Origin of the sequence: Paracidobacterium acidisoli (genome assembly GCF_003428625.2) — a bacterium.
Classification (GTDB): domain Bacteria; phylum Acidobacteriota; class Terriglobia; order Terriglobales; family Acidobacteriaceae; genus Paracidobacterium; species Paracidobacterium acidisoli.
On sequence record NZ_QVQT02000007.1, the window covers coordinates 26,347 to 49,599 of the forward strand.

14 protein-coding genes are annotated in these 23,253 nt (G+C 57.9%); 8 read left to right on the top strand and 6 right to left on the bottom strand.

Annotated elements, in window-relative coordinates; genetic code table 11:
* The first annotated feature begins 7 nt into the window (after positions 1–7).
* On the top strand, positions 8–760 hold the full coding sequence (locus D0Y96_RS18120) for an SDR family NAD(P)-dependent oxidoreductase (protein ID WP_117302817.1): 753 nt from the start codon (positions 8–10) through the stop codon (positions 758–760).
* A gap of 164 nt (positions 761–924) precedes the next feature.
* Here D0Y96_RS18120 and D0Y96_RS18125 read toward each other — a convergent pair whose 3' ends face one another.
* The 3 genes from D0Y96_RS18125 to D0Y96_RS18135 all read right to left on the bottom strand — a co-directional run bounded on the left by D0Y96_RS18125 (position 925) and on the right by D0Y96_RS18135 (position 5,800).
* Positions 925–3,318, bottom strand: coding sequence for a PQQ-dependent dehydrogenase, methanol/ethanol family (locus D0Y96_RS18125; protein WP_147325130.1), 2,394 nt, complete (start codon positions 3,316–3,318; stop codon positions 925–927).
* A gap of 71 nt (positions 3,319–3,389) precedes the next feature.
* Positions 3,390–5,003, bottom strand: coding sequence for an acido-empty-quinoprotein group A (locus tag D0Y96_RS18130; protein ID WP_117302821.1), 1,614 nt, complete (start codon positions 5,001–5,003; stop codon positions 3,390–3,392).
* Positions 5,000–5,800: a c-type cytochrome gene (locus D0Y96_RS18135; RefSeq protein ID WP_158562471.1), complete on the bottom strand. Its 801-nt coding sequence runs from the start codon at positions 5,798–5,800 to the stop codon at positions 5,000–5,002. Before D0Y96_RS18135 ends, D0Y96_RS18130 begins: the two co-directional genes overlap by 4 nt.
* Before the next feature lie 256 nt (positions 5,801–6,056).
* Between D0Y96_RS18135 and D0Y96_RS18140 the strand changes: the two genes are divergently transcribed.
* Together D0Y96_RS18140 and D0Y96_RS18145 are read left to right on the top strand one after the other, a co-directional pair.
* Positions 6,057–7,184 (top strand): ComEC/Rec2 family competence protein, encoded by a 1,128-nt coding sequence (locus D0Y96_RS18140; RefSeq protein WP_117302824.1) that lies wholly within the window; start codon positions 6,057–6,059, stop codon positions 7,182–7,184.
* Complete coding sequence (locus D0Y96_RS18145) at positions 7,138–8,520, top strand: multiheme c-type cytochrome (protein ID WP_117302826.1); 1,383 nt, start codon at positions 7,138–7,140, stop codon at positions 8,518–8,520. Before D0Y96_RS18140 ends, D0Y96_RS18145 begins: the two co-directional genes overlap by 47 nt.
* A gap of 24 nt (positions 8,521–8,544) precedes the next feature.
* Here D0Y96_RS18145 and D0Y96_RS18150 read toward each other — a convergent pair whose 3' ends face one another.
* From D0Y96_RS18150 to D0Y96_RS18160, 3 genes are all read right to left on the bottom strand, one after another.
* Positions 8,545–9,657, bottom strand: a complete 1,113-nt coding sequence (locus D0Y96_RS18150) for a tetratricopeptide repeat protein (protein ID WP_158562472.1) — start codon at positions 9,655–9,657, stop codon at positions 8,545–8,547.
* 251 nt (positions 9,658–9,908) lie between these two features.
* Positions 9,909–13,199, bottom strand: coding sequence for a TonB-dependent receptor (locus tag D0Y96_RS18155; protein WP_117302831.1), 3,291 nt, complete (start codon positions 13,197–13,199; stop codon positions 9,909–9,911).
* Between the two features lie 106 nt (positions 13,200–13,305).
* Positions 13,306–15,219, bottom strand: a complete 1,914-nt coding sequence (locus tag D0Y96_RS18160; RefSeq protein WP_147325131.1) for a hypothetical protein — start codon at positions 15,217–15,219, stop codon at positions 13,306–13,308.
* A 539-nt stretch (positions 15,220–15,758) separates the two neighbouring features.
* Between D0Y96_RS18160 and D0Y96_RS18165 the strand changes: the two genes are divergently transcribed.
* The 5 genes from D0Y96_RS18165 (at position 15,759) to D0Y96_RS18185 (ending at position 23,148) form a co-directional block, all read left to right on the top strand.
* Entirely contained in the window at positions 15,759–16,856 is a 1,098-nt protein-coding gene (locus tag D0Y96_RS18165) for an aldose 1-epimerase (RefSeq protein ID WP_158562473.1), read from the top strand.
* Positions 16,857–16,958: 102 nt separating this feature from the next.
* Positions 16,959–20,006 (top strand): glycosyl hydrolase family 28-related protein, encoded by a 3,048-nt coding sequence (locus tag D0Y96_RS18170; RefSeq protein WP_117303145.1) that lies wholly within the window; start codon positions 16,959–16,961, stop codon positions 20,004–20,006.
* Positions 20,007–20,437: 431 nt separating this feature from the next.
* On the top strand, positions 20,438–21,289 hold the full coding sequence (locus tag D0Y96_RS18175; protein WP_117303147.1) for a ThuA domain-containing protein: 852 nt from the start codon (positions 20,438–20,440) through the stop codon (positions 21,287–21,289).
* 179 nt (positions 21,290–21,468) lie between these two features.
* Positions 21,469–22,083: a hypothetical protein gene (locus tag D0Y96_RS18180; RefSeq protein ID WP_158562474.1), complete on the top strand. Its 615-nt coding sequence runs from the start codon at positions 21,469–21,471 to the stop codon at positions 22,081–22,083.
* A gap of 450 nt (positions 22,084–22,533) precedes the next feature.
* Positions 22,534–23,148, top strand: coding sequence for a type IV toxin-antitoxin system AbiEi family antitoxin domain-containing protein (locus D0Y96_RS18185; RefSeq protein WP_117302845.1), 615 nt, complete (start codon positions 22,534–22,536; stop codon positions 23,146–23,148).
* Positions 23,149–23,253: the final 105 nt, after the last annotated feature.

Here is a 23,253-nt window from a genome sequence, read left to right on the forward strand (position 1 = left end):
GACAAAAGTGAACACTATCGATCTGGAAGGCCGCCATGCGGTCATTACCGGCGGAGCGGAAGGAATCGGAAGAGCGATAGCCGAGAGACTGCTGGCATCCGGCGCCTCCGTCTCCCTGTGGGATATGGACCAGGACCGGCTCGGGACAACGGCCGCACAGCTGAACGCAGAAGGCCGTATCCAAACCCGAACCGTCAATGTAACGGAGCCGGACAGTGTACTGCTGGCGGCCGAGGAAACAGCCCGTAGCTTCGGAAAGATCGATATTCTCGTGGCCAATGCCGGCATCGCCGGCCCGAACTTTCCCTGCTGGGAGTATCCCGTCGATGCGTGGCAGCAGGTGATCCAGGTTGATCTGAACGGAGTCTTCCACTGCTGCCGGGCTGTTGTGCCTTTTATGCTGAAGCAGGGTTATGGACGCATCGTGAACGTGGCCTCGATCGCCGGCAAGGAAGGAAATCCCCAGGCATCGGCCTACAGCGCAGCCAAGGCTGGCGTCATCGCTCTGACGAAATCACTGGGAAAAGAGCTGGCGGAGCACAACATCGCGGTAAACTGCATTACGCCCGCCGCAGCGCGCACACGGATCTTCGATCAGATAACCCAGCAGCATATCGATTACATGCTGGCGAAGATTCCGCGGAGACGCTTCGCGGAGGTCAGTGAAATTGCGGGGATGGTCGCCTGGCTGGTCTCTGAAGAAAACTCCTTCACGACCGCCGCCGTCTTCGATCTGAGCGGCGGCCGGGCGACGTATTAGAGCCGTTCTCCTGATGCCATAGAGTGGCAGGAACCATGCCGTGTGGCCGTTCTTTGGCGGAACGGCCGCTCCGGAGTCTTCATTTCCCCCTCCACACCTTCAAAAGAGCGGCTCCGGAACGCCCCGGCGGCCAGGCACAGAGGAAGAACATCTTTACCGGAGCGTCAGTCGGGAAGCGCAAAGCTGTAAAGCGTATTTCCCGCGGAAATGGCTACGTACTGCCTTCCATCCACGGCGTAGCTGACCGGTGCGGAGGCGATTGTGCCTCCTGTCTGGAAGTGCCAGAGCGCTCTGCCCGATGCGGCATCGAGCGCAATCAGGTTTCCATCGGCCGTGGCCAGAAAGACCAGCCCACCGCCTGTGGCCAGGACGCCCGCCGTCATCGAGCCGCGAAAGGTCGAATACACCCATTTCGCCGCTCCGGTCCGGGTGTCGATCTCTTTCATTCCGCTTCGATGCTCTTCACCAGAAAGAAAAAAGGGACGTCCCCCCATATACTGGCGCCCCGCCTCATATTTCTGGGATACGCTTCGGTAGCCCAGAGCGCTGTCCGTCACCACCACATACAGCTTCGAATGAATGCGGTCGTAGGAGGGGTTTGCCCAGTCCGCGCCGCCGATGACGGTGGGCGAGACAATATTGCCGGTCGGCGTCGCCTTCCAGTTCGGCAGCAGAATCGGAGTGCCGTCCGGGTGAAAGCCGCCGTTCCAGGTCTGCCTGACATAGGGTTTGGCAAAGACAAACCTTCCGTTATCCCGGTCGAGCACATAAAACAGCCCGTTGCGGTCTGCCTGCAGCAGACGCCGGCGCGTCGTGCCTGCCACGGTCTGGTCCGCGAGCACCACATCTTCGTTCGCGTCCCAGTCATGCGTATCGCCGGGAGTGAACTGGTAATACCACCTGAGCTTTCCCGTATCCGGATCGAGCGCCAGAACGGAGCAGGTAAACAGGTTGGCGCCTTCGCGGACGTCCGCGTTCATATCCGGTCCGGGATTGCCCACCGTCCAGTAGAGCACGTCCCGCTCCGGATCATAGCTGCCGGTCATCCAGGTGGGCCCTCCGCCCTGCTTCCAGCTATCCCCGGTCCAGGTCTCGCTTCCGGGCTCGCCCGGCCTGGGCACGGTGTAAAACCGCCACAGCCGCCTTCCGGTTACGGCATCGTAAGCGTCAAGAAAGCCGCGAATCCCGAATTCTCCCCCCGCGACTCCGACGATGACTTCCTTTTTGATCGCCAGCGGGGCCTCGGTGATCGAATAACCCTGCAGGGTATCGGCCACCTGCGTCTCCCAGAGCAGGCGGCCCGTTCGCGCATCGAGGGCGACCATGGCGGCATCCAGCGTGCCGAAAAATACACGGCCGCCCAGCACCGCAACGCCGCGATTGAAGGGGTTGGACTGGTAGGGATTGATCGCCTTCTGCCGGCGCTCATATTTCCAGATCACGAGCCCGCTGCGAGCATCGATGGCATACACGCCGGCCGCATCGCTGGTCGTATAGGTGGTGTACATCACGCCGTCCACCACCAGCGGAGTCGCTTCGAGAAGCGGACCGGGCGGCATCTGCACCGCCCAGTGCGCCTGCAGCCGCCCAACATTGGCGGGATTGATCCGGGCCAGAGAGGAAAAGTGATCTCCCTGATAATTGCCCCAGTAGGTCAGCCAGTTCTGCGGCTCCTTCCGGGCGTTGCGCAGCCTTTCGAAGGTAAGGCCGGGCGGCAGAGTCGCCTGCACCGTTTTGCTGAGGTCGCGCGCTTTCAGCGTCTTCAGATAAGCCACCAGGTTCTGAATTTCGGCGGAGGAGAGCACCTGTCCGTAGTTGTCCGGCATCAGCGATTTCGTTTCCGAGTGCTCCTCGACAATCTCGCTTCGGTCGAGCCTGCGAAGCTTTCCGTTCAGGTCCATCAGAATCAGCGTGAAGTTGTCTTCCGCCCGCTTGATCCCCGTCATGACCTCGCCGTTTCGGGTGGTGACGCGAACGGCTTCCGGCCGAAGCTGGCGCCGCCCAGGCGAAGCAGGGGCGTTCGGATTCAGAATCACAGATCGCAGAGACTGCGCCGGGTTCTTCCCGACGGCGGAGAGATCCGGTCCCAAAACGGAGCCGCGCTCGTTGACCTCGTGACACCGCCCGCAGCCGCCCTTGCCCCAGAACGTCGCTTCTCCGGCCACAGGGTCGCCCGGCACCGTCTCTCCGGCACTGGCGCTGCCTGCGCTCAGGCTCCGCAGCCAGGTGATGATCTTCCATATATTGTCCGCAGGCAGAGCGGAAAAGGAGGGCATCTGCGTGCCCGGAATGCCGGTGCGGATGGTCCGGAAGAGATCGCTGTCTTCGCTTCCATGAGAGAAGCTGCCGGTTGCCAGCGACGGGCCGCGGCCTCCCTGGGCATCCCCGCCATGACACTCCTCGCACGTCTGCTGATACAGCGCTCTGCCGGCTGCCACGGCCGCGGCAGAGTCCGCAAACGGATTCGTTTGCGCATCCGGCCTGTCCGCCTGCTGCGCCGTCAGCGGCAGAGCGCCGGACAAAATCATCAGCAAAACAATCCGAACCGGGTATTTCAAACGTTTTTCTCCTCTGCTCGCATGGCTTCAGACCTGCGGGCCCTGTAATTTTCTTCGCCGGGGCAGACCGTTCACCGGGGCAGACTGTAGGCGTAGAGGCTGTCCCCGGCGCTGAAGAGAATCCACTGCCTGCCGTCCAGCATGTAGGTGATGATTCCGCCTGACTCGTTCGCCGCGACCTCCTGGTGCCAGAGGATTCGGCCTTTGTCGGCGCTGAAGATAATCAAATTCTTCTGGTCGTCGCCAGTGATGACCAGATTGCTCGCAGTGGTCAGAAGAGCGGGCCCTGTCGTGGGCGGCGCATTGTTCAGGTTCGGATACTCATGCGTCCAGACCGCGCGCCCGGTGAGTGGGTCGATCGCCTGCAGAATGCGCCGGGTGTGACCGATGCCCGCCCCGGTGCCGCCATATCCGGAGGGATGGTCGCTGTCGTCCACCAGGTAATAAATAGCCTTCCCTTCCACCGAGTTCACATAAAACAAGCCGGTTTTGGGACTGTAGGCGGGGGCAAACCAGTTGGTGGCGTTCACGATGTTGATCGAGCCGCCGACGGTGGGGTCTTTATCCGGAATCGGGATAGGTTCGCCCTGCGGCGACAGGCCCGAGGAATAATCGAGCGGAACAAAAGGCCGAACGACCAGGTACTTTCCGGTGACGCGATCCAGCGTCACAAAGAAGCCGTTGCGCGCCGCCTGCGACACCAGTCTGCGCGGCTTTCCGTCAACGACTTTGTCGATCAGAATGGGCGCGGTGGTGTTGTCGAAGTCATGCGTGTCGTGCGGTGAGACCTGGAAGTACCATTTCAGCCTGCCGGTATCGAGATCGAGCGCGACGATGGATTCGGTCCACAGATTAGCTCCGGGACGCCCCTGTCCGGCAAAGACCGGATTGGTATTGCCCGTCGGCCAGAACAGCAGATTGAGTTTGGGATCATACGTGCCCGGCATCCAGGTCATGCCTCCGCCATGTTCGGAGGCTGCTTCATTGGGCCACGTTTTGAGCGCCGGATCGTCTTTGCGCGGCGTGGACCACCAGGTCCACTGCAGCCGGCCCGTCGCCGGATCGAACGAATCGAGAAAGCCGGGCATGTCCATCGCATCGCCGCCGACCCCGACAATCACATGGTTCTTCACCACCAGGGGCGCCGACGTTGAGAAATACTGCTTCCGCGCATCGGCATAATTCTTCCGCCAGAGCTCTTTGCCGGTCGTGGCATTGAGGGCAATCAGCCAGTTGTCAGGAGTGAGGAAATAGACCGTCGTTCTCCAGATGGCGACGCCGCGCTGTCCAATCAGGTGACCGCCATGGTCCACCCATTCGTAATGCCACAGTTCCCTGCCGGTGTGCGCATCGAGCGCCCACACATGATCCGGAATGGTGATGTAGAGAACGCCGCCCACCAGAAGCGGCGTGCATTTGATCACCGGCACCGGCGCGCCGCGCTGCGCGCCGACACTGGTGATCTGATAAACCCACTGCTGTGCGATCCGGCTCACATTAGCGGGTGTGATCCGGGTCAGCGTGCTGTAGCGCTGGCCGGTGTAATCGCCGTTGTACGTGGGCCAGCTCGTGACCGGCGGTCTGCCGATGGTATTCGGATCAGGTGAAGCGACAGGCGCGGCCGCAGCCAGACTCACGAGCGCGGCAGCCGCAATGGCCATGCAGACGGCAGGGACAGATCTCATTTCAGCGTCTCCAGCCAGGCCGTGACGTTGTGCATATCGTCATTCCTGAGAGTCATTACGATGTCCTGATGCGGAGCGAGCGGGTCCTTCATGCTGACCGTTGTCCCAGGAACCCGCTCGATGATGCGGGACTGACCGATGCTGTCCACCAGCTCGACGCGGAAATCGCTGACCTGCGTGACCCGCCCGGAGACCGTGCCGCCATCCGGCGTCGTCACCGTCGCCGTGACGGCCAGTGATCCGTCTGCCGGCCGCTCCGGCCAGATCCATCCGCGCTGAAGCTGATCGGGGGAACGGAACCTGGCCGCGATGTGCGCAAAGGTCGCAGCGGTATGGCAGGACATGCAGTGCGCCGCGGCATATGCCTGTCCCTTCGCGGCGTCGCCCACCAGAATGTTCAGCACATGATAAGTGCCGCGGTTCGCGACGTCCTCGACCTGCAGATGAAGAAACTCGGCAATGTCCCTGAGCTGGTCATCCGGCACGGCGGCAAACGAAGGCATGCCCTTTTCCGGGCGGCCCTTCTTCAGAAACGGCACCAGATGCTCGCCATGGTCGTCATCGAGAACCACATCCGAGGTGATCAGGCTGGGGCCTTCCGCGCCGCGCGCCTGAGGCCCATGACAAAAGGAACAGCTTTGCTGAAACAGAGGCGCTCCACGGGCCGCGGCTGCCTTGTCCGGCGCTGTGCCAAGACCAAGAAAGGCACGGGTGGCCTCAGCGCGCTGCTGCGGGGTGAAATTCCGGCGAGCATTCGGGTTCTGCGGGTACGCATGAGCTGCCGCAAAAAAAATCACCCCTCCGGCAAGAACTGCACTCAGGAGTCGTTGACACATCCGGATATTCCTTTCGGAATCGGAGAGTTTGAATCCACTGCGTGGCCCGAAAACCTGGGAGAGCCGAAAAGCCGGTTTTTGAGATTCCCACTTTCTGCTGAAAGGAGCTCCCGGCACATTGAGGTATGCGCGGCACTTCGTTCTTCTCGAAAACGAGTGAAGTATATAATATACAATTACACTTCGGAAACAGAATCTGAAGCAAACCGGGAGAAAAATGTCCCAGCGGAGAATCATCGGCACTCTGATCCTGCTCACCCTCACTCTGGCAGCCGCCGGAGCAGCCGCAAAGTCCGGAAAAATCAAACGATCCAGGGATCTCAGAATTGCCGCCGTCGACGTCGAAGGCGGCGCCGCCATATTATTTGTTACGCCGGAGGGCAAATCGCTGCTGATTGACACGGGCTGGCCGCCCGGCATCGGCGGTCCCCGCAGAAAACCTGATGCCCCGCCGCCGCCTCCCATGCCGTCGAGCGCCGACCGTATTGCCGCTGCCGCCGCTTCGCTCGGCATAAAGAAGATCGATTACCTTCTTATGACCCACTACCATGTGGATCACCTCGGCGGCCTTCAGGCGCTGCTCGCGAAGCTGCCGGTCGAAGCCTTCATCGATCATGGCCCCAACCGCGAAGAGCCTCCGCCGAATGCAACGCCGCGACAGCTTGCCTTCGCCACAGCCACGCTGTATCCCGCCTGGGTCGCGGCATATCAGGGCCATGAGCACATCACTGCTCAGGTGGGTCAGAAGCTCGATATCGGCTCGATGCATCTTCAGTTCGTCACCAGTGACGGCAATGTGCTGCATGAGCCTCTGCCGGGCGCTGGCCAGCCCAACCCGCTCTGCGCAAATGTACTCCCGATGGACCGCAACGGCGGCGAAGAGAATGTCCGCTCGGTCGGCACCCTCATCACCTTTGGCAAAACGCGCATTCTTGACCTGGGAGACCTTACCTGGAATAAGGAAATGGAGCTGCTGTGCCCCGTCAACCGGGTCGGCAAAGTCGATGTTTATTTCGTCACCGGTCACGGCATGAATCTTTCGAGCAGTCCTCCCACAGGCGCGCTTGATCCGCTGGTCGCCGTGATGCAGAACGGCCCGATGAAGGGGGGCGATGAGGCAGTTATCAGGACGGTGGATAGTTATCCCGACCTGAAGGGTTTCTGGCGCGTTCATGATTCGGTGCGTTATCCCGATCTGAACGGCGACCCCGATTACATTGCCAATCTTGATCAGTTATCGGATCAGGGTTATCCGGTCGACATCGACATTACTCCGCGAGGCCGCATCACCGTCACCAATGGTCGCAACCATTTCAGCAGAACTTATACAGCGCGCGGGAAGTAATGCCATCGCCGGTCATGGCGCCGGCTTCCGCAGGCCGGCCGTCGCTTTGCAGCAGCTTGCCCTCGCGGCTAACGTAGTTATATCCCTGATGCTGGTGTGCAGCGCCTGCCCCGCTCCTGCTCTGAGCATGCCGGAACAGGAGTTATCGGCGACGCCACGGCAGACGCAGGCGGCCGGTGAGTCCAGTCCCGATCGCGCCAGGTATGTGGGCGATGCAGCCTGTTCCGGATGCCATAAAGATATAAGTCTCTCTTATCTGCATACCGCTCACCACCTGACCTCGCAGTTAGCCAGCCGGATCTCGGTTTTGGGGCCGTTTGAGGAGCCGCGGAATGAAGTGAAGGTCATCAGCTCCACAGATGAATTCCTGGGGCTGCCGCTTCTCTTCCGGATGGAAGCAAAGAGCGATGGCTTTTACGAAACCGCGTATGAAACCATTGAGGCTGGCGACCCTTCGCAGATACAGACTTTCAGTAAACGGATCGATATCGTTACAGGGTCCGGAGTGCGCGGGCAAACCTATCTGTACTGGCAGGGCAGCCAGTTATTCGAGCTGCCGATAAGCTACTGGACCGGTATTCACAAGTGGATCAACAGCCCGGGATACGAAAACGGAACGGCTGACTTCTCCCGCCCCGTTTATCCGCGCTGTCTGGAATGCCATGCGACGTATATCCGTCCGCTTTCCTCCGATCCACTGACAAATCGCTACGACGTACAAAGCCTGATCCCTGGAATATCCTGTGAAACCTGCCACGGTCCGGGCGCCGACCACGTCGAGATGCAGAAGGCCGCTTCCGCGCGGTCCGCGGACCAGCATATTCTGAATCCGGCGAAGTTTTCGAGAGACAGGCAGATCGATCTGTGCGCGCTCTGCCATAACGGAGCCCAGCGTGAAGAGCGCGCGCCGGCATTTACCTATTTACCCGGCCGTCCGCTGGACAGATATCTCAGACCGGAAGCGGTGGATATGCCGACACATCCCAATGTGCACGGCAATCAGGTGGGGTTGCTGGAAAAAAGCCTCTGCTATCGCTCATCGCCCACGATGAGCTGCTCGACATGCCACGATGTGCACGCGACCGAACGATCGGCTGCATTCTATTCGCAGCGGTGCCTGACCTGTCATCGCGTGGAAAGCTGCGGGATGTCGAAAAAGATGGGGCGCTCTATCGCAAATAACTGCATTGACTGCCACATGCCTGTACAGCCAACGAGCGCCATCGTCTCGGTCACGGGAAACGAGACGGTGCGGGCTTCCATGCGGACACACTGGATCAGAGTGTATCGAGACAATATCCCGGCATCGGAGCAGAAAAACAGAGCTCGCCCCTGAGCGCGGGCATTCGTCAGGGACGCATCATCTGGACTGCGTTTCGGACTCTTCCTTCGCGTCCACCATCTCGTTGAGGCTCTGTGTTGTATGAACGCGCATCTCTATAAATACCTTGCCTAACTGCTCCCGAATGGCCTGGTACTGCTTAAACTTCGCGATCTCCTGATTTGCCTCCGCGGTTTTTCCTGTCTGGCGGTACAGCAGGCCCAGCCGATAATGAGCAAGAGCATTGGTCGGATCCTCCTGCACGGCATGCTCCAGCGCGGCGATGGCCTTCTGCTTCTCATTCATAAAGGTCAGTGCTCTGGCCAGGCCAACATTCGCTTCCGCGTCGTCAGGCTGCAGCGCAAGCGCTCCGGAGTAGTCCTCGTAAGCCTGCTTTATCTCGTTATGCTTCATGGCAATATCTCCAAGCCTGCACTTCGCCTTTTCATCGAAATGATTTGCGGCCAGAGCTGCCTTGTATTCCGCTTCGGCTTCGGACTGAAGCGCGGGATCGGCGGACGTATTCAGCGCTTCCGCCAGCTCATAGTGCAGTCCAGGAAGCTGCGCATTCAGCCGCATGGCTTCGCGATATTGCTCAATGGCGCCGGATGTGTCGTTCTGTCTCTCCATCTCATGCGCCATAATCATGTGCATCTGTGCGGATTTCGGCGCGACCAGCCCCAGACTCAGCATGGCTTCGTTCGTCAGCTCGGAGTAGATCCGGTAGGCCGTGTATAAAATGACCGGATTTTCAGGCTCCCGCGCCCGCAGAACGCCCACAACCGAAGCTGCTCTGCTCAGATCGTTCGCCGAATAATCCAGCTCGATCAGCTCCATGCCGCTCTCCACGCAGATCTTCTCGTCCTTTAAATTAGGAAACGCGCTTTCCAGATCGGCTCTGGCCTCAGCCACCTGTCCGCTCCGTTTCTCCGACATGCCCAGCAGCGCCTGCGTCTTCCACAGGTCGGGTTTCAGCTTCAGAGCGGTACGAAGCTGTGGACTGGCATCCGTATAGTCACCCTGGAAAAAGAAAAGCACACCCAGGTTGGCATGCGCGTCCAGGTTCTCCGGGTCCAGGGCAACGGCAGCGCGATATTCCGGAATCGCCAGAGCAGGCTTGTTTTCCGCAATGTATTTCTGTGCGAGGCGCATATGCGCCTGAACCTCCTGCTGAGGATCAGAAGGTTTTTGCGCCGGTACAGGAAGAACTCCCGAAAGAAAGATGCCACTAAAAACCAGGGGAACGGCTGCTCGAAGATCCATACATCATCCAGTTTCTTTGCCGGAAATAGCTGCTGTAGTCTACACCACGATTCCGCCCTCCGACACGACTGCGGTTTATAGAAAAAGGGCGACAGCGAGTGCCGTCGCCCTGCAGGTTCAGATGGTGCATTCCACGGTGGCTAAAAGGAGAATCGTGCGCTTAACTGAAGGATGCGTGCCTTGCTTGTCGTCGAAGTGATCACACCGGCACCAGGATCGTTGACGTTCGTATCCGGCGCGCTGAAGCTGGCATGGTTCAGGACGTTGTTCGCGTCTCCGCGAATTTCAAGGTGAACACTCTCAAACGGAATGGCGAATGTCTTGCCAAGAGAGCCGTTCAGCTCGCTTAAGCCAGGGGCCCTGAGGCTGTTTCTGCCGGCATCTCCATAGGTGGCTGCTGCCGGAAGCGAAAATGCCGCCGGATCGTACCATTGCTTAATCGAGCGGTTCTTCGGCGTGGGGCTGCTAACAACATTCGGCAGCCAGTATGAGTTCAGTCCCTGCGAGTATGAATTATTCGGTCCTGAAATTGTGGGGGTAAAAGGATTGCCGGTCTGCGCCACAAATGTTGCGGTCGCCTGCCAGCCTCCTAAGGCTTCGTCAAGGAACATATTATCGTTCAGGAATCGTCGACCTCTGCCGAAAGGAAGCTGGTAAACACCATAACCTTTGAACATGTTTCTCACATCGAAGTTCGAGGAGGCATAATTCGCTGCCGGATCAAAGGCATTCTGGTAAATCTGCAGGCCGCCACGCGATGCGCCACCTCCCGATCCCGTGGTGCCAAACCCGGATGAATCCTGCGTGTCCAGCATGTGTGACCAGGTGTAATTTACCGAGAAGCTGAAGCCTGCGCTCAGACGCTTCTCAGCGACAAGCTGCAGCGAGTTATAACTCGAATTCGCATTGGAAGGATCGGCCAGGATGCTTTGAAACTGCGGGTATGGCCTGCTGCCCTGATCGTTGACGCTCAACTTACTTTCAGGTACCTGGTTGACATCGACCGGAAACGAGAGATGCCGGCCTGCACTCGCAACATAGGACCCCTGCACCATCATGGTTGGACCGATCTGCCGCTGCACGCTTAACGACCACTGATACATTGTGGGCACGGGCAGATCGTAGACGTTGTAGTTTACTGTTTGACCGTTATAAGCCGTCGACGAATGGGAAACTGCCAGATAGGGGAGACCGGGATCTGCTTCATCCCAGGTCGCTACCGGAGTCAGCCCATTTGTACTGGAGATCGAACCGTAAGAGTTCGAGCCGAAACCCAGTCCGGCACAATATACATCGCAGCCCCATGGATAGGCATAGATACCGAATCCGCCACGGACGGTCAGATTTGCCTGCGGGGCCCAGGCAAAGCCGATACGCGGCAGAAGCAGGTCATATTTCGATTTTTGCAGGGTGGTTCTTCCGTTGGCCGGCGCGAACCACATGGCCCCCGGCGTACTGGTCGCTGCATTCATCAGGCTCGGATCAAAGGAGCCCAGGCGATTGTGAGCTTCGCCCCATCCTTCCTGAATCTGATAGCGCAGACCGAGGTTCAGCGTCAGATCAGGACGCACCTTATAGTCGTCCTGAATGAAAAGAGCAGGCTTTTTGGCCCGGGGACCATCTTCAGGAAAGTTATTGGCGCTCCAGGTCTGTTCCTGGCCCAGCAGGAAATCTGCGTAGGCTGCTCCAGTGCCGCTTGACTTGGGCGACTGCTGGGTAAAGACGCCCGTAAAGGTAAATTCACCCGCCTGCACGTTTCCCCAGGTCGTATCCGCTTCCTGATACGCCAGCAGCTCGCCTCCAAAATGCAGAACGTGCTTCCCCTTCACCAGCGTAACGACATCCGATAGATCGTCCGCGTTTTCGACAAGAGTTGCAGCCGTTCCGGCCGTCAGGTTGCCGCAACAGGACCCGCTGATGAATGTATCGGGAAACAGATCCGCCTTCGCATACTGCAAACCCACCTTGCCTGGGTATCCTCCATTAAGAGTTTGCGGAACAAACCAGTTTCCCTGACGGGTATAGCCGAAGCGGAATTCATTCACCAGGGACGGAGAGATAGTCCAGACATCGGAAATCTGGGTAAGGTAATTCACCACATCGGAGTTCGTGCAGCCTACCGGGCAGTTACTGATCGCGCTTTTGCCGCTTGTAACGGCGTTTATCTCGGTGATGGAGAAGGTCAGTCTGTTTTTTGAAGTCAGATCGTAGTCCAGGCGCCCGAAGAGGTGAGATACGGGGGCCGGCGCCGTATAGCTGTAATAATGATTGTTGGAAACCTCCCCGGGATATCCCGATGCGGGTGTTCCTGGCACGTTGGCCGGCTGAAAGTACTGCTGGATCGCCAGAGCAACCTTCTGAATATCACCCTGAGGAATCTGATTATCCTGAAACTGACTGCGGCTGTAGCTTCCATCCGGATTCTGAGTCAGCGTGGACGGATCGTAGATGGGAGGCATGCCGGTAAAGTTGCCCTGCATCATGGCCGCCGTCGGGACGGTGTTGTATCCAAAGGTAGCCGATTCATTCAGCACCTTATCGTAGTTGAAATAGAAGAAGGTTCTGTTCCTGAGAATCGGGCCGCCCACGGAGCCACCAAATTCGTTGTAGCGAAGGAACGGCACAGTGGGCGAGAAGTAATTCCTGGCGTTCATCGCGTCGTTCTGAAAGTACTCATACGCCGAGCCATGCCATGTATTGGTTCCGCCTTTGCTGATCTGGTTGAAGGCCGCGCCGCCTACTCCATATTCCGCTGAAAAGGTGGATGTATTGACCTGGAGCTCCGCGACTGTCTCGAAGGTGGCGTTTTGAAAATTCGAGCTTTGGGGAAGAGTTGTGGAGGCGCCATCAGCAAGAAAGTTCGAGTAATACGGCATTCCGCCATTAATGGAAACCCCGGTTCCGGGATTCGAAGTCCCGCCGGCGTTCGATCCATTCGCGCCTGACGCGCCGGGCAGCAGCACCATAAAGTTGGTCCAGTTTGCGCTGACGTTCGGCAGCTTCTGCATAGTCTCAGAGCTGAGCGTCGTCGACTGTTCGGAGGATTCGGTCTGCAGAAGCGGCAAATCGGCACTGACCGTCACCTTTTGCGTCGCGGCACCTACCTTTAACTGCGCGTCTACCGTAACAGCGCCGACCTGAAGAGTGATGGGGCCACGCACATAGGTCGTAAAGCCCTGCTTTGTGAAGGTCAGCTGATAACGGTCCGGAACGATCGAGTTCGTATCGTAGAGGCCGGCACCGTCCGTTACAAAAATGTGGGTGTCGCCCTTATCGACATCCAGGACAGTAACCGTCACACCAGGAATAACTGCCCCCGAGGGATCGGTTACCGTGCCACGGATGTCTCCGGAATTTGTATTTTGCGCCAGACCGGCCACGCCGATGCCGACTAACAAGCCTGTCAGACAAATGCGTATTGTTCTCCCCATTACGGCCTCCAGAACTTTCGTTCAATCGCACTGCGATATATTCAGTTTTTTCGCCGATACTGCATTGGCTCCTGCCACATCGGCATTTCGTATTCATGCTTCGTAACTATGGCGTCTCACTGAAAGCGGCGTAGCTGTGTGGCTGTATCGTGATCTGAAAATTCACGCGATCCGGCCCCGTATTGATGATTCGGCCGCCGAACCCGCGACGCGGCGTGCTGGCCGATCCGGTAGTGACATCTCCGGTCTGCATATTGGTAATTTTGGTTGTGCCCCCCGTGAGGGCGACAGTGACCGCAACCGGTTGATCCAGGTAAGACTCCACCACGAAAGTGTGGTTGTCATACGCAAAGAGGCTGACCTTGTCGGGTCCATCGAGGCGAACCGGGAAATCTCTCAGAAGGTTTTCTCTGAGGACGGAAACTATGCCGGAGGGATAAGAGTAAAGATCGTTAAAGTTATCCGGAATCGTGAGGACGTAAATAACTCCCTTCGAATAGTGGTCCGACAGCAGTATCGGGAAGCTGTTGCCGTTGGCACCTGCCCGGATCAGAGGAACGGCGTCGTTCGTGAAAAAATCGATTTCAGGAATAAGTATCCCGCCGTTCTTATTTCCTGCCTCGACCGGCGCGCCATACCCCGCGGCAAACTGATCCACGATCGCCTTTCGGGACGTGTAGCGCAAGCTGAGCAGGTCACCCAGACCCTTATCCTGAAGCGCCTGGACCAGCCCTGAAGTGATAAATACGTCTTTTCCCGCCTCAAGCCGGGCCTTGATTTTGCTCACGATCTGCGGATCGTCTGCCGCCTCCTGAGTAAGCAGCACGACTTTGGCATCCGCCGGAAAGGATGGATACATCTCGATCGGAATGCCCATCATTCCGAAGTAATTCTGCAGGAAGTCTTCGCCGGACGAATTGTATGGCTTATAACTTGCGATACCGATGGGGTTACCGAGTCTGCCGATAACGGGATCAATGCCGCCCAGCGCATATCCGGCGACGCCGGCCATGGTGGAATGCAGCCCCGGATGGGACTTCTCGTACTCATTGACGAGCTGCTGATAGTCAAAGCTGGTGTGGATATCGCTCCATGCCTGCCGCTGCCCGGCCACAGCCGGATTGAGAAGCTCGGTCCACTTGAAAAGCATGATGGAAGGAGCTTTGGCGAGCATCGTGTCCCAAAGCTGTTCGGCGTAGCGGTCTACGTAGCGGATGCCGCCGGTATCGACCCATCCTCCGCCATTTCTTCCGGGAGAGATATTTTCGAAGTAACGGAATATCTCATAGCTCTGATACTGCTGTAAGTGCTGCGGGGTCATATCGGCCTCGCGAGTCTCGTTTCCCGTCCAGATTTCGTCGAAGATGCCCGGTTCATTCTTCAGGTCATATCCGTTGCCCTGGAAGTGTTCATACCAGTTGGGAAACTTGATGATGACCTTCACCTTCGAATTCACCGCTTTTGCAGGGTCCACAATCAGCTCGCGGGAGACCTGATCCATCAGACCCAGACGGAATTCGGCCCAGCTTTTGCTGCCTTTGGCCGCTATGTCGGAATCGTATTTTGTGTTGTTGAAATAAAAATCGTCGAGAATGATCTCGTCGAAGTGCCGCGCCGTCTTCTGCGCGAGCATTTTTACAAAGTCCCGGTCTTTGGGGTCCGTGTAGCAAAAGGACTGAAAGTTATTCGACTCCATCACCGTCAGGCCAATGCCTCCGGCAACTTCCACTCCGCGATCGACGAAAAACTTCTTCACCTGATCGAGCAGCTGGTCGTCGGCAACTCGCCCGCTCCGGTACGTTTCGAGATAGACTTTGTCAACTTTGACCTGGTCGTTGATGATCTTCCATGTGCTCTGCAGATAATTCGAATCTTTCATCTGCTCGACCACATACTCCGGAACGTAGACCGCGACCTCAAAGCTTTTGTACCCGCGCTCTGCCGACGCAGACGGCGAGAAGTACTGGCAGAGCGAGCAACAGCAGAGGACCAGCAGAAACCATCTCCCAAAACGCGTCATCCGTGAATTTTCTTTTCTGAATCGCATAAAGTTCTGAACGTCTGCTCCTGAGATCGCCTGCTTCTGATTCTTCATTTCTGTCTGTCGCTCGCCCAATCTGTATACTGTATTTTTTGACGCGGCCATAGTACATACCACCTGAGGATTGTGCAAGCATATTTGTTTTCGTCGTGTGATTATGGGTGAGGTATGCATATGTTCTCGTTTATTTTCTTATGCTTACCCTGTATCTTTCTCCTTCAGCTGAGCATAGCCATAGATCCTCTCTGCAGAAGACGCGCCTGCTCCGAGCGGGTTGGGGAGCCGCTATACTTCCTGCTATGCAAAGATCAAGTGCATTCAGTATGCTTACTGCTTCCGGGCCAGGATCACAACAAATCCGAAGAAGAGGAAAGGGAGAAACGACAATGAAACAGGTGGCCTGGCTACTGGTTGCATGTACGTTGTTGATCGGCGGGTGCAGGCATCCGTCCCAGGAAAATGCAGGCAAGCCGTTGCCGGCTGCGGCCCAGGGGCCCATACAAATCGGCGGCGAAAATGTGGTCACTCTTACTCGTAAAGCGACCGGCAACGGCGCCAGGCCAGAGTTTCTCTCGCTCACCTTCCTGCCCGGGCGGGGGATGAATGTCTTTCAGATCAAAGCCAGCATCCCCGGCAGGGGTGATATCTCCGTTTTGAATTCTCCCTCTGTCGAGACCGTCGCAGCCCGCCTCAACGGCACAGGCATGGACAGGACCGGCGGAGCGAGCGTCGGCTTCGGAGAAGCCTTTCTGATTCCCTATCCCAACCGCATCTTCGGACAGGCCTCGCCGGACGGGACGACGCTCACCACGCAATGGCATGGCCGCACGATTGTGCTGCCGGCATTTCCCCGGCGCAGAGAGACTGCAGCGACGCCGGCGCCGGCCGGGCCTCCGGACAATATGGGGATGGTCATGCATGGGCTGATCCTGAAGTCCCAGGCGCAGGATGTGCAAACGCAGACGACTGCGGATGGTCAGACAGCAACGGCCGTCATCCATGCCGGCGATTTCGGCGGCCACTGGCTCTCAAAGACCGATCTTCATTTCACTTTCGCGCTTACCGGCGAAGCCGTGGACGAGACAATCACGGCAACCAACGTGGGCAGCGAGGACGAGCCGATTGCCATCGGCGCGCATCCTTATTTCGCCCTGCCGAGCGGAGACCGCGGCCAGGCGCGAATCCACGTCCCGGCCAGCATGATGGCGGTGGTCAACAATTATCATCAGGAGTTCCCGACCGGGCAGCTCAAACCCGTCAAAGGAACGATCTATGATTATCGATCGCCGGAAGGCGCAGCTCTCGACGATCATGCGCTTGACGATAACTTCTCTCACCTTCAGCGAACCCATGGCGCGGTCGAGGTGAAGGTCATCGATCCGGCGGCAAACTACGGCGTCGATGTGGACGGGCTGTCGCCGGAGATCAAAACCGTGCAGATCTATTCTCCGCAGGGCAGAAAATTTGTCGCCGTGGAAGAGCAGTTCAACTTCGTGGACCCCTTCGGAAAGGAATGGAAGGGGATGGATACGGGAATGGTGACCCTGCATCCCGGGCAGTCGACCACCTGGAGGCTGCGCCTGCGCCTGTTTACTCCGAATGCGCCCTCCAGGTGACATATTGCAGTTCAAAACTCCATGGCAGCTCAAAATTCAGGAGAAGCCGGCTTCCTGTCGCCGCTTTATGAGGCGCAACGGAGGCCTGCCGAAAATCCACTCATGAGAAAAATTCTGCTGTTTGCCACGCTCCTCGCCTGTGCTTCTTCCGCACTGGCCGCATCCGTCATCACCGCGCGGCTCGACGATCCCGAAGCGGTTTATCTCACCGCGCAGGAGTTCGGCACGCACGCCGATGGAAAGGCCGACGACAGCGCCGCCATCCAGGCCGCCATCGACAAGGCCGAGAGCCGTACGCGCGCGGGGATCGTGTTCATCCCCTCAGGCCGCTATCGGCTGACGCGCACCCTTTATATCTGGCCGGGCGTGCGTGTCTTCGGCTATGGCGCGACCCGTCCCGTATTCCTGCTGGCGGACAACACGCCGGGCTTTCAGAACGATCCCGGCGTGATGGTCCTGTTCGCCGGCGCGGGCCCTCACAGCCCATTTGGCATGGGCCGGCATATTCCCTTTCCTCCGCCCGGCAGCGTGCCGCCGAACCCTGCCATTGCCGACGCCAATCCCGGCACCTTCTATTCGGCGCTGAGCAATGTCGATTTCGAGATCGGTGACGGCAATCCGGCGGCGGTGGCGATCCGTTTTCACGTTGCGCAGCATTCTCTGCTCAGCCATATCGATTTCCATACCGGTTCCGGTCTGGCAGCCATCATGGAAGTCGGCAACGAGGCCGAAGACCTGCACTTCTTCGGCGGGCGCTACGGCATCCTCACGGACAAGCCCTCCGATGCCTGGCAGTTTACGCTTCTCGATTCCACCTTTAACGGTCAGCGCGAGGCGGCCATTCGCGAGCATGAGGCGGGGCTCACGCTCATCCGGGACACCTTCCATCATGTGCCGGTGGCCATCGATATCGATCCGCATTACTCCGATGAGCTGTGGGTGAAGGACTGCCGCTTCGAAGACATTTCCAGCTCCGTGGTCATCATCAGCAACGAGAAGAGTCCTCTCACCGAGATCGGCTTCGAAAACGCCGTCCTGCGCGATGCTCCGACCTTCGCTCAGTTTCGCGAGAGCGGGAAAAAAGTAACCGCGAAAGGCACAATTTATCGTGTCAGAAACTTCAATTACGGGCTCATCGTTCCCGGAGAGCATGCAACCGGCGCAATCGGCATGCTCGATGATTCCGTGCCGCTGCATGCCCTGCCCGCGCCGCTGCCGCCGGCGATTCGGAATCTGCCTCCGAGCGAAGAGTGGGTAAATGTCCATACTCTCGGCGTCGCCGGAGACGACAAAACCGACGACACCGCTGCGATCCGGAAGGCTATCGATACACATCGTGTCCTTTACTTCCCTGCCGGCCATTACATCGTGCACGATACGCTCATGCTGAAGCCGGATACGGTGCTTATCGGGCTGCATCCTTCTCTGACCCAGTTCGACCTTCCCGATTCCACTCCCGGGTATCAGGGTGTGGGCGCGCCGAAGGCGGTCATCTCCTCGCCTGCGAACGGCTCCAGCATCCTTTTCGGCCTTGGGGTCAATACCGGAGGGATCAATCCCCGCGCGGTGGGCGTGCTGTGGCAGGCCGGCGCAGACTCGCTGGTGGATGACGTGCGGCTGCTGGGCGGGCATGGCAGCGGATTCAATCCTTATAACAACGATCACACCGCCGACCCCGATCTGCACAAGCGCTGGGACGGCCAGTACCCCAGCCTCTGGGTGACGCACGGCGGCGGCGGCAGCTTCGCCAATATCTGGACTCCGGATACCTTTGCTCAGGCCGGATTCTATGTCTCCGACACCACCACCCCCGGCCATGTGTATGAGCTTTCCAACGAGCACCATGTCCGCAACGAGATCAAGTTCGATCACGTGCAGAACTGGGATATCAACGCGCCGCAGACCGAGGAAGAGGCCGGCGAAAGCCCCGAATCGCTGTCGATGGAATTCGACTGGTCGAAGAACATCACCGTCGCCAACTATCACGCCTACCGCGTCACACGCACCCGCGCGCCTTTTCCTGCAGCGGTCCGCCTTTATCAGTCCTCGAACATTCATTTCCGCAACGTGCTCGTCAATGCCGAGAGCGGATTCGCCACCTGCGACCAGAACGGCTGCGGTACGTTTCTGCGCGTGAGCAAATTTCCCTATGAAAACGCTATCCAGGATATGACCCGTCATCTGGAGGTGCGCGAGCGGCAGTTTGCCGTGCTCGACATTCCCGCCGGTCCGGCCACGCCGGCCGTATCTGACACTTCTGCGGTGTCTGCGCCGGGCGCGCAGGTTCGAAAGCTCGAAGACGGCTTCTTCTCCATCTCCGGCGCGGCCGTGGATGCCGCGGGCAAGCTCTATTTCGTCGACCACCATCAGCAGCGCATCTACGGCTGGTCGGCATCCGAAGGGCTTACCGTCGAGCGCGACAATCCGCTGGACCCGGTAAATCTGGCCTTCGACCGGTCGGGCGATCTGCTGGTGCTCTCTTCCGACGGTCCGGAGGGAACTGTCTATTCCTTCCATCCCGGCTCGCCGAAGGATCAGATCACGGTGCTCACGCCGCAGGCGACAATACCGCACTCCGAAACCATGACACTTCTTCCGGGCAATTACTGGAACAACGGCGAATTCAGGAATCAGCTCGACTTCGGCACGTTTACCTACACGACGCTGGCGGAGATGTTCGCCCGCGATGTATCGGCTCCCACAGCCAGGGAATATGTCTCGCCGGATGGCAGCCTCTTTCTGCCTGCACGACGTGTCTTTCAGCAGGGGCCGCCCGACTCGGTCGGCTGGCGCTTCTCCGACAACCTGGACACCTACGGCTTCCTCCGCGCCCAACCGGGACAGCACATCTATGTCAGCAGCGAGTCGGAAGACATCACCTACAGCGCGCGGGTCGACGCCGACGGCACGCTCAGCGATCTTCATCCCTTTGCCTGGCGCGGCGGTGAGAGCGTCGCCGTCGATGGACAGGGCAATGTATATATCGCGAATGGTCAGGTCTTCGTCTACAGCCCGTCAGGCAGCCAGATCGCTCGCATCGATGTGCCGGAGCGCCCGATCGACATTCTTTTTGGCGGCTCCGATCATCGCACTCTCTTTCTGCTGGCCCACCACGCGCTTTATGCCGTCAGGATACGCAGCACGCGATGAGGACGCTATTGCATTTAGTATACATATTGACTTGTCTTGACAGAGGATAATGCTGTTCCTTCTCATGGATTCCTTGAATCGTTTGACAAAGAATAAAAGTATTTAGTATACAGAATTCGTTTTTCTAAAAGGCTTCATCCCTTTCGGAGATTCTTCAGGGAATTGCCGCGCAGAAAGACGCCGGAGACAGATCCGGCTTCTCTGCACTTTGCTCCCCTGGCAGACGACACCATATGGGCTCGAAGCCGCCATAGGTCCCTGACAAATTGACAAAGATGAGGCGGTGCTTTGTGACAATCGGACGGATATGCAGCAGAAGATATGCCAGGCTCGGAGCTGCATCTGCAGCAGACAGGACAGAAGGCAATCTCTTCCGAAAGAAGTTCCTGCCATTTGTGGAAGGCGCTCTGTGCCTGCTGTTCCTGGCAGGAATGATGCAGCAGGCGGCCTGTTCCCAGGCAGTGAACGCCGAAGGCGCGCCCCGCCCCTGGGGACAGAATCCCAACGGCATGCATGTGTATCTGTGGGCGGGACTGAAGTCTCACTTCGAGGGCCAGCACGATTATCCTCAATTTCTTGCCGACTGGAGCAAGATCCTCACAGAACACGGCGCCATTGTGGATGGATCTCTGCATGCTCCCGACAGCAATGACTTGGAGCACACCGACGTTATCGTGATCTATAAGGGCGACGCAGCATATCTGAGTGACGCCGAAAAGACCGCACTCGAGGCGTTTGTCCGGCGCGGGGGCGGACTGGTCAGCATTCACGATTCCTTATGCGGCCCCGATCCGGCTTACTTTGCGACGCTGGTCGGCGGCGCAAAAAAGCATGGCGAAGTGAACTTTACTCTGGGCACGCCTCTCCACTACGACATCGTGGACAAAACCAGCCCCATCATGGAGGAGATGACTGACATCACAATCGTCGACGAGGCCTTTTATAAGATGACCTGGGCAAAGAATCCCGAAGTCCACGTACTGGCAACCGTGACTATCCCGAATACACCCGTGGTTGCCAAAGCTGCCCCTACCTATGCGGGCAAGGTCGTGCCCCAGATCTGGACCTGGGAGCACACGCTTCCCGGTGGTCAGCCCGCGCGGGCATTCGTATGGATGCAGGGGCACACCTATGCCAATTTCGCAAATTATCAGATTCAGCAGATGCTGCTCCGCGGCATTGCCTGGGCCGGGAAAAGGCCGGTGGATGAGCTCGTAAGCTATGTGGCTCCTCCCCGCCCGCAACATTTCATCGCCCCTCCATCTGAAGCCGCTCGTCCATAGATATCCAGCGGCGGATGGAGAGAGTATCGGCAATGACGGGAGGGTGCGGAAGCAACCCTCCCATAGTTGCAGAAGTATGGCTCGCTCTCTGCCTTCCATACGAGACATAGCATCCAGCGAATCCCGGCTGCTGCATTCGCTTTTGTGGATGAGGTCAGGCCTGCACCGAAGACTATACGATGTCTCTGGTCGTCGTCCGACCGGCTGCGATCGACGCGGAAGTTGAAGTTATTGATCGGAAGCTGAAGAAGAACTCGCTTACGTCGTCGATTGCCTGGGACCACGTATACGAGATGCGCACCAAGCCCCAGGATACAGGCCGCTCCACGAAGCTGACCTCGAGCCCGTCAAACCAGGAGTCGAAGACAGAACTGTACGGCTTCACATTGCCGCGCGTTGGATCGGGCCGGTTTCCATTGACGTTGATGTTGGCGTTGCAGCAGTTGCGCGATATCGCCGATCAGCTTCTGGCCCAGGGAGACAATTCCGTGGAGGCTCATCTGGCGGACATCCGCAACTTCATCACGGAGAGTATAGGGAACCTCAATGCACTGTTGGCGAGGGAACCGAGGCCTGCCCGGAAGGAACTGCTTAAGCATGTTTCGGAGAAACGCATAATGCTGCATGCAAGTGTGCGATGGCAAAGGACACTATATTGCGAAGGGAGAGTGGAGATTGCCTGGGAATCAGGTCGTGACGGGCAGATGGCGCGAAGGATAGGGGTGGCAGATATGGGCCGGAGGAAGCCAGCGATGAGCCGTTGCATACGCTCCCACTGCACGCGCCCCTTCTGACCAGATTATTGCGTCACTACCGCGTCACCGCAGAGAATCACCTGATCTTTATCATTCTGCTAAATCATTTATTTTATTTGGCGTCCCCGACGGGATTTGAACCCGTGTTATCGCCGTGAAAGCTTCACCCCAAACCGCAACCCTAACGCACCGCTGAGAAGCAGAATGCATCGGTACAAATCTCAGCAATCGTAACGAACAAAAAAACTGCTCCTCAAATGTTCACCGCAAATTTGTGTGATTGCGAGGTCTGCAATGCCTCGAATTTGCTGCTGACAGGGTTTCGTCTGGAGATTGTTCAGCCTGCCGCATAGTAGCTGAATCATTGACCCAATCCGCGTTTTGGACTTATAGACAGGGTATCCCTGTCGGGACAGGTGCCCATTTCCATGGCTTCGCATGCTGTGACTAAACCCCTGCTGTATTTGATATAAGCATAGGATTTGTCACATGGCCTCTACGCAGGGAACTCGCGCTCTCGACCTCCTAAAAACCCGGGGAATGCTGCGCCTCAAAGATTTCATCGCGGAAAATATCGAGCCGGAGACCCTGGCCCGTCTTGTCAGGAATAACCAGATCGTCCGACCCGCACGCGGCCTCTACCAACTTCCTGACGTTTCCATTGACACGGCTCATACGCTTACCGAAGCTGCTGTACTCGTGCCGAAAGGAATCATCTGCCTCATCTCCGCTCTCCAGTTCCATGAACTCACGCTTCAGATGCCTTCTATAGTATGGATGGCCATCGAACGTACCGCATGGAAATCAACAATCAACTATCCTCCAATTCGATTCGTTCGGTTTAGCGGATGGGCAATGACGGAGGGGGTGGAACGGTACCCTATCCGATCTCACGAAGTCCTCATTACAAACCCCACGCGCACCATCGTCGATTGCTTCCGGTACCGCAATAAGATCGGTGTCGATATTGCAATGGAAGGGCTGCGTGAAGGCATCCGGCATCGCAAATGTACACCGGATCAACTTTGGCAGTATGCAAAGAAGGCCCGTGTCTGGACAATCATGCGGCCCTATGTGGAGGCAGTCGTAGCAGATGCCGCGTGACATCCGCAATATCGGCGCATCAGTGCGTGCTCGGCTTCTGACACGCTCCCGAGCAGAGAAAACCGACTACCAGCTTCTTCTCACCCGCTACGCCCTGGAGAGATT

What these genes read in the sequence shown, in the direction of transcription:
- D0Y96_RS18160 (WP_147325131.1), bottom strand. Translation starts at nt 15,219, where the DNA reads ATGACGCGTTTTGGGAGATGGTTTCTGCTGGTCCTCTGCTGTTGCTCG.
- D0Y96_RS18150 (WP_158562472.1), bottom strand. Translation starts at nt 9,657, where the DNA reads ATGCGCCTCGCACAGAAATACATTGCGGAAAACAAGCCTGCTCTGGCG.
- D0Y96_RS18145 (WP_117302826.1), top strand. Translation starts at nt 7,138, where the DNA reads ATGGTCGCAACCATTTCAGCAGAACTTATACAGCGCGCGGGAAGTAAT.
- D0Y96_RS18130 (WP_117302821.1), bottom strand. Translation starts at nt 5,003, where the DNA reads ATGAGATCTGTCCCTGCCGTCTGCATGGCCATTGCGGCTGCCGCGCTC.
- D0Y96_RS18175 (WP_117303147.1), top strand. Translation starts at nt 20,438, where the DNA reads ATGATGCAGCAGGCGGCCTGTTCCCAGGCAGTGAACGCCGAAGGCGCG.
- D0Y96_RS18185 (WP_117302845.1), top strand. Translation starts at nt 22,534, where the DNA reads ATGGCCTCTACGCAGGGAACTCGCGCTCTCGACCTCCTAAAAACCCGG.
- D0Y96_RS18180 (WP_158562474.1), top strand. Translation starts at nt 21,469, where the DNA reads ATGTCTCTGGTCGTCGTCCGACCGGCTGCGATCGACGCGGAAGTTGAA.
- D0Y96_RS18170 (WP_117303145.1), top strand. Translation starts at nt 16,959, where the DNA reads ATGAGAAAAATTCTGCTGTTTGCCACGCTCCTCGCCTGTGCTTCTTCC.
- D0Y96_RS18140 (WP_117302824.1), top strand. Translation starts at nt 6,057, where the DNA reads ATGTCCCAGCGGAGAATCATCGGCACTCTGATCCTGCTCACCCTCACT.
- D0Y96_RS18155 (WP_117302831.1), bottom strand. Translation starts at nt 13,199, where the DNA reads ATGGGGAGAACAATACGCATTTGTCTGACAGGCTTGTTAGTCGGCATC.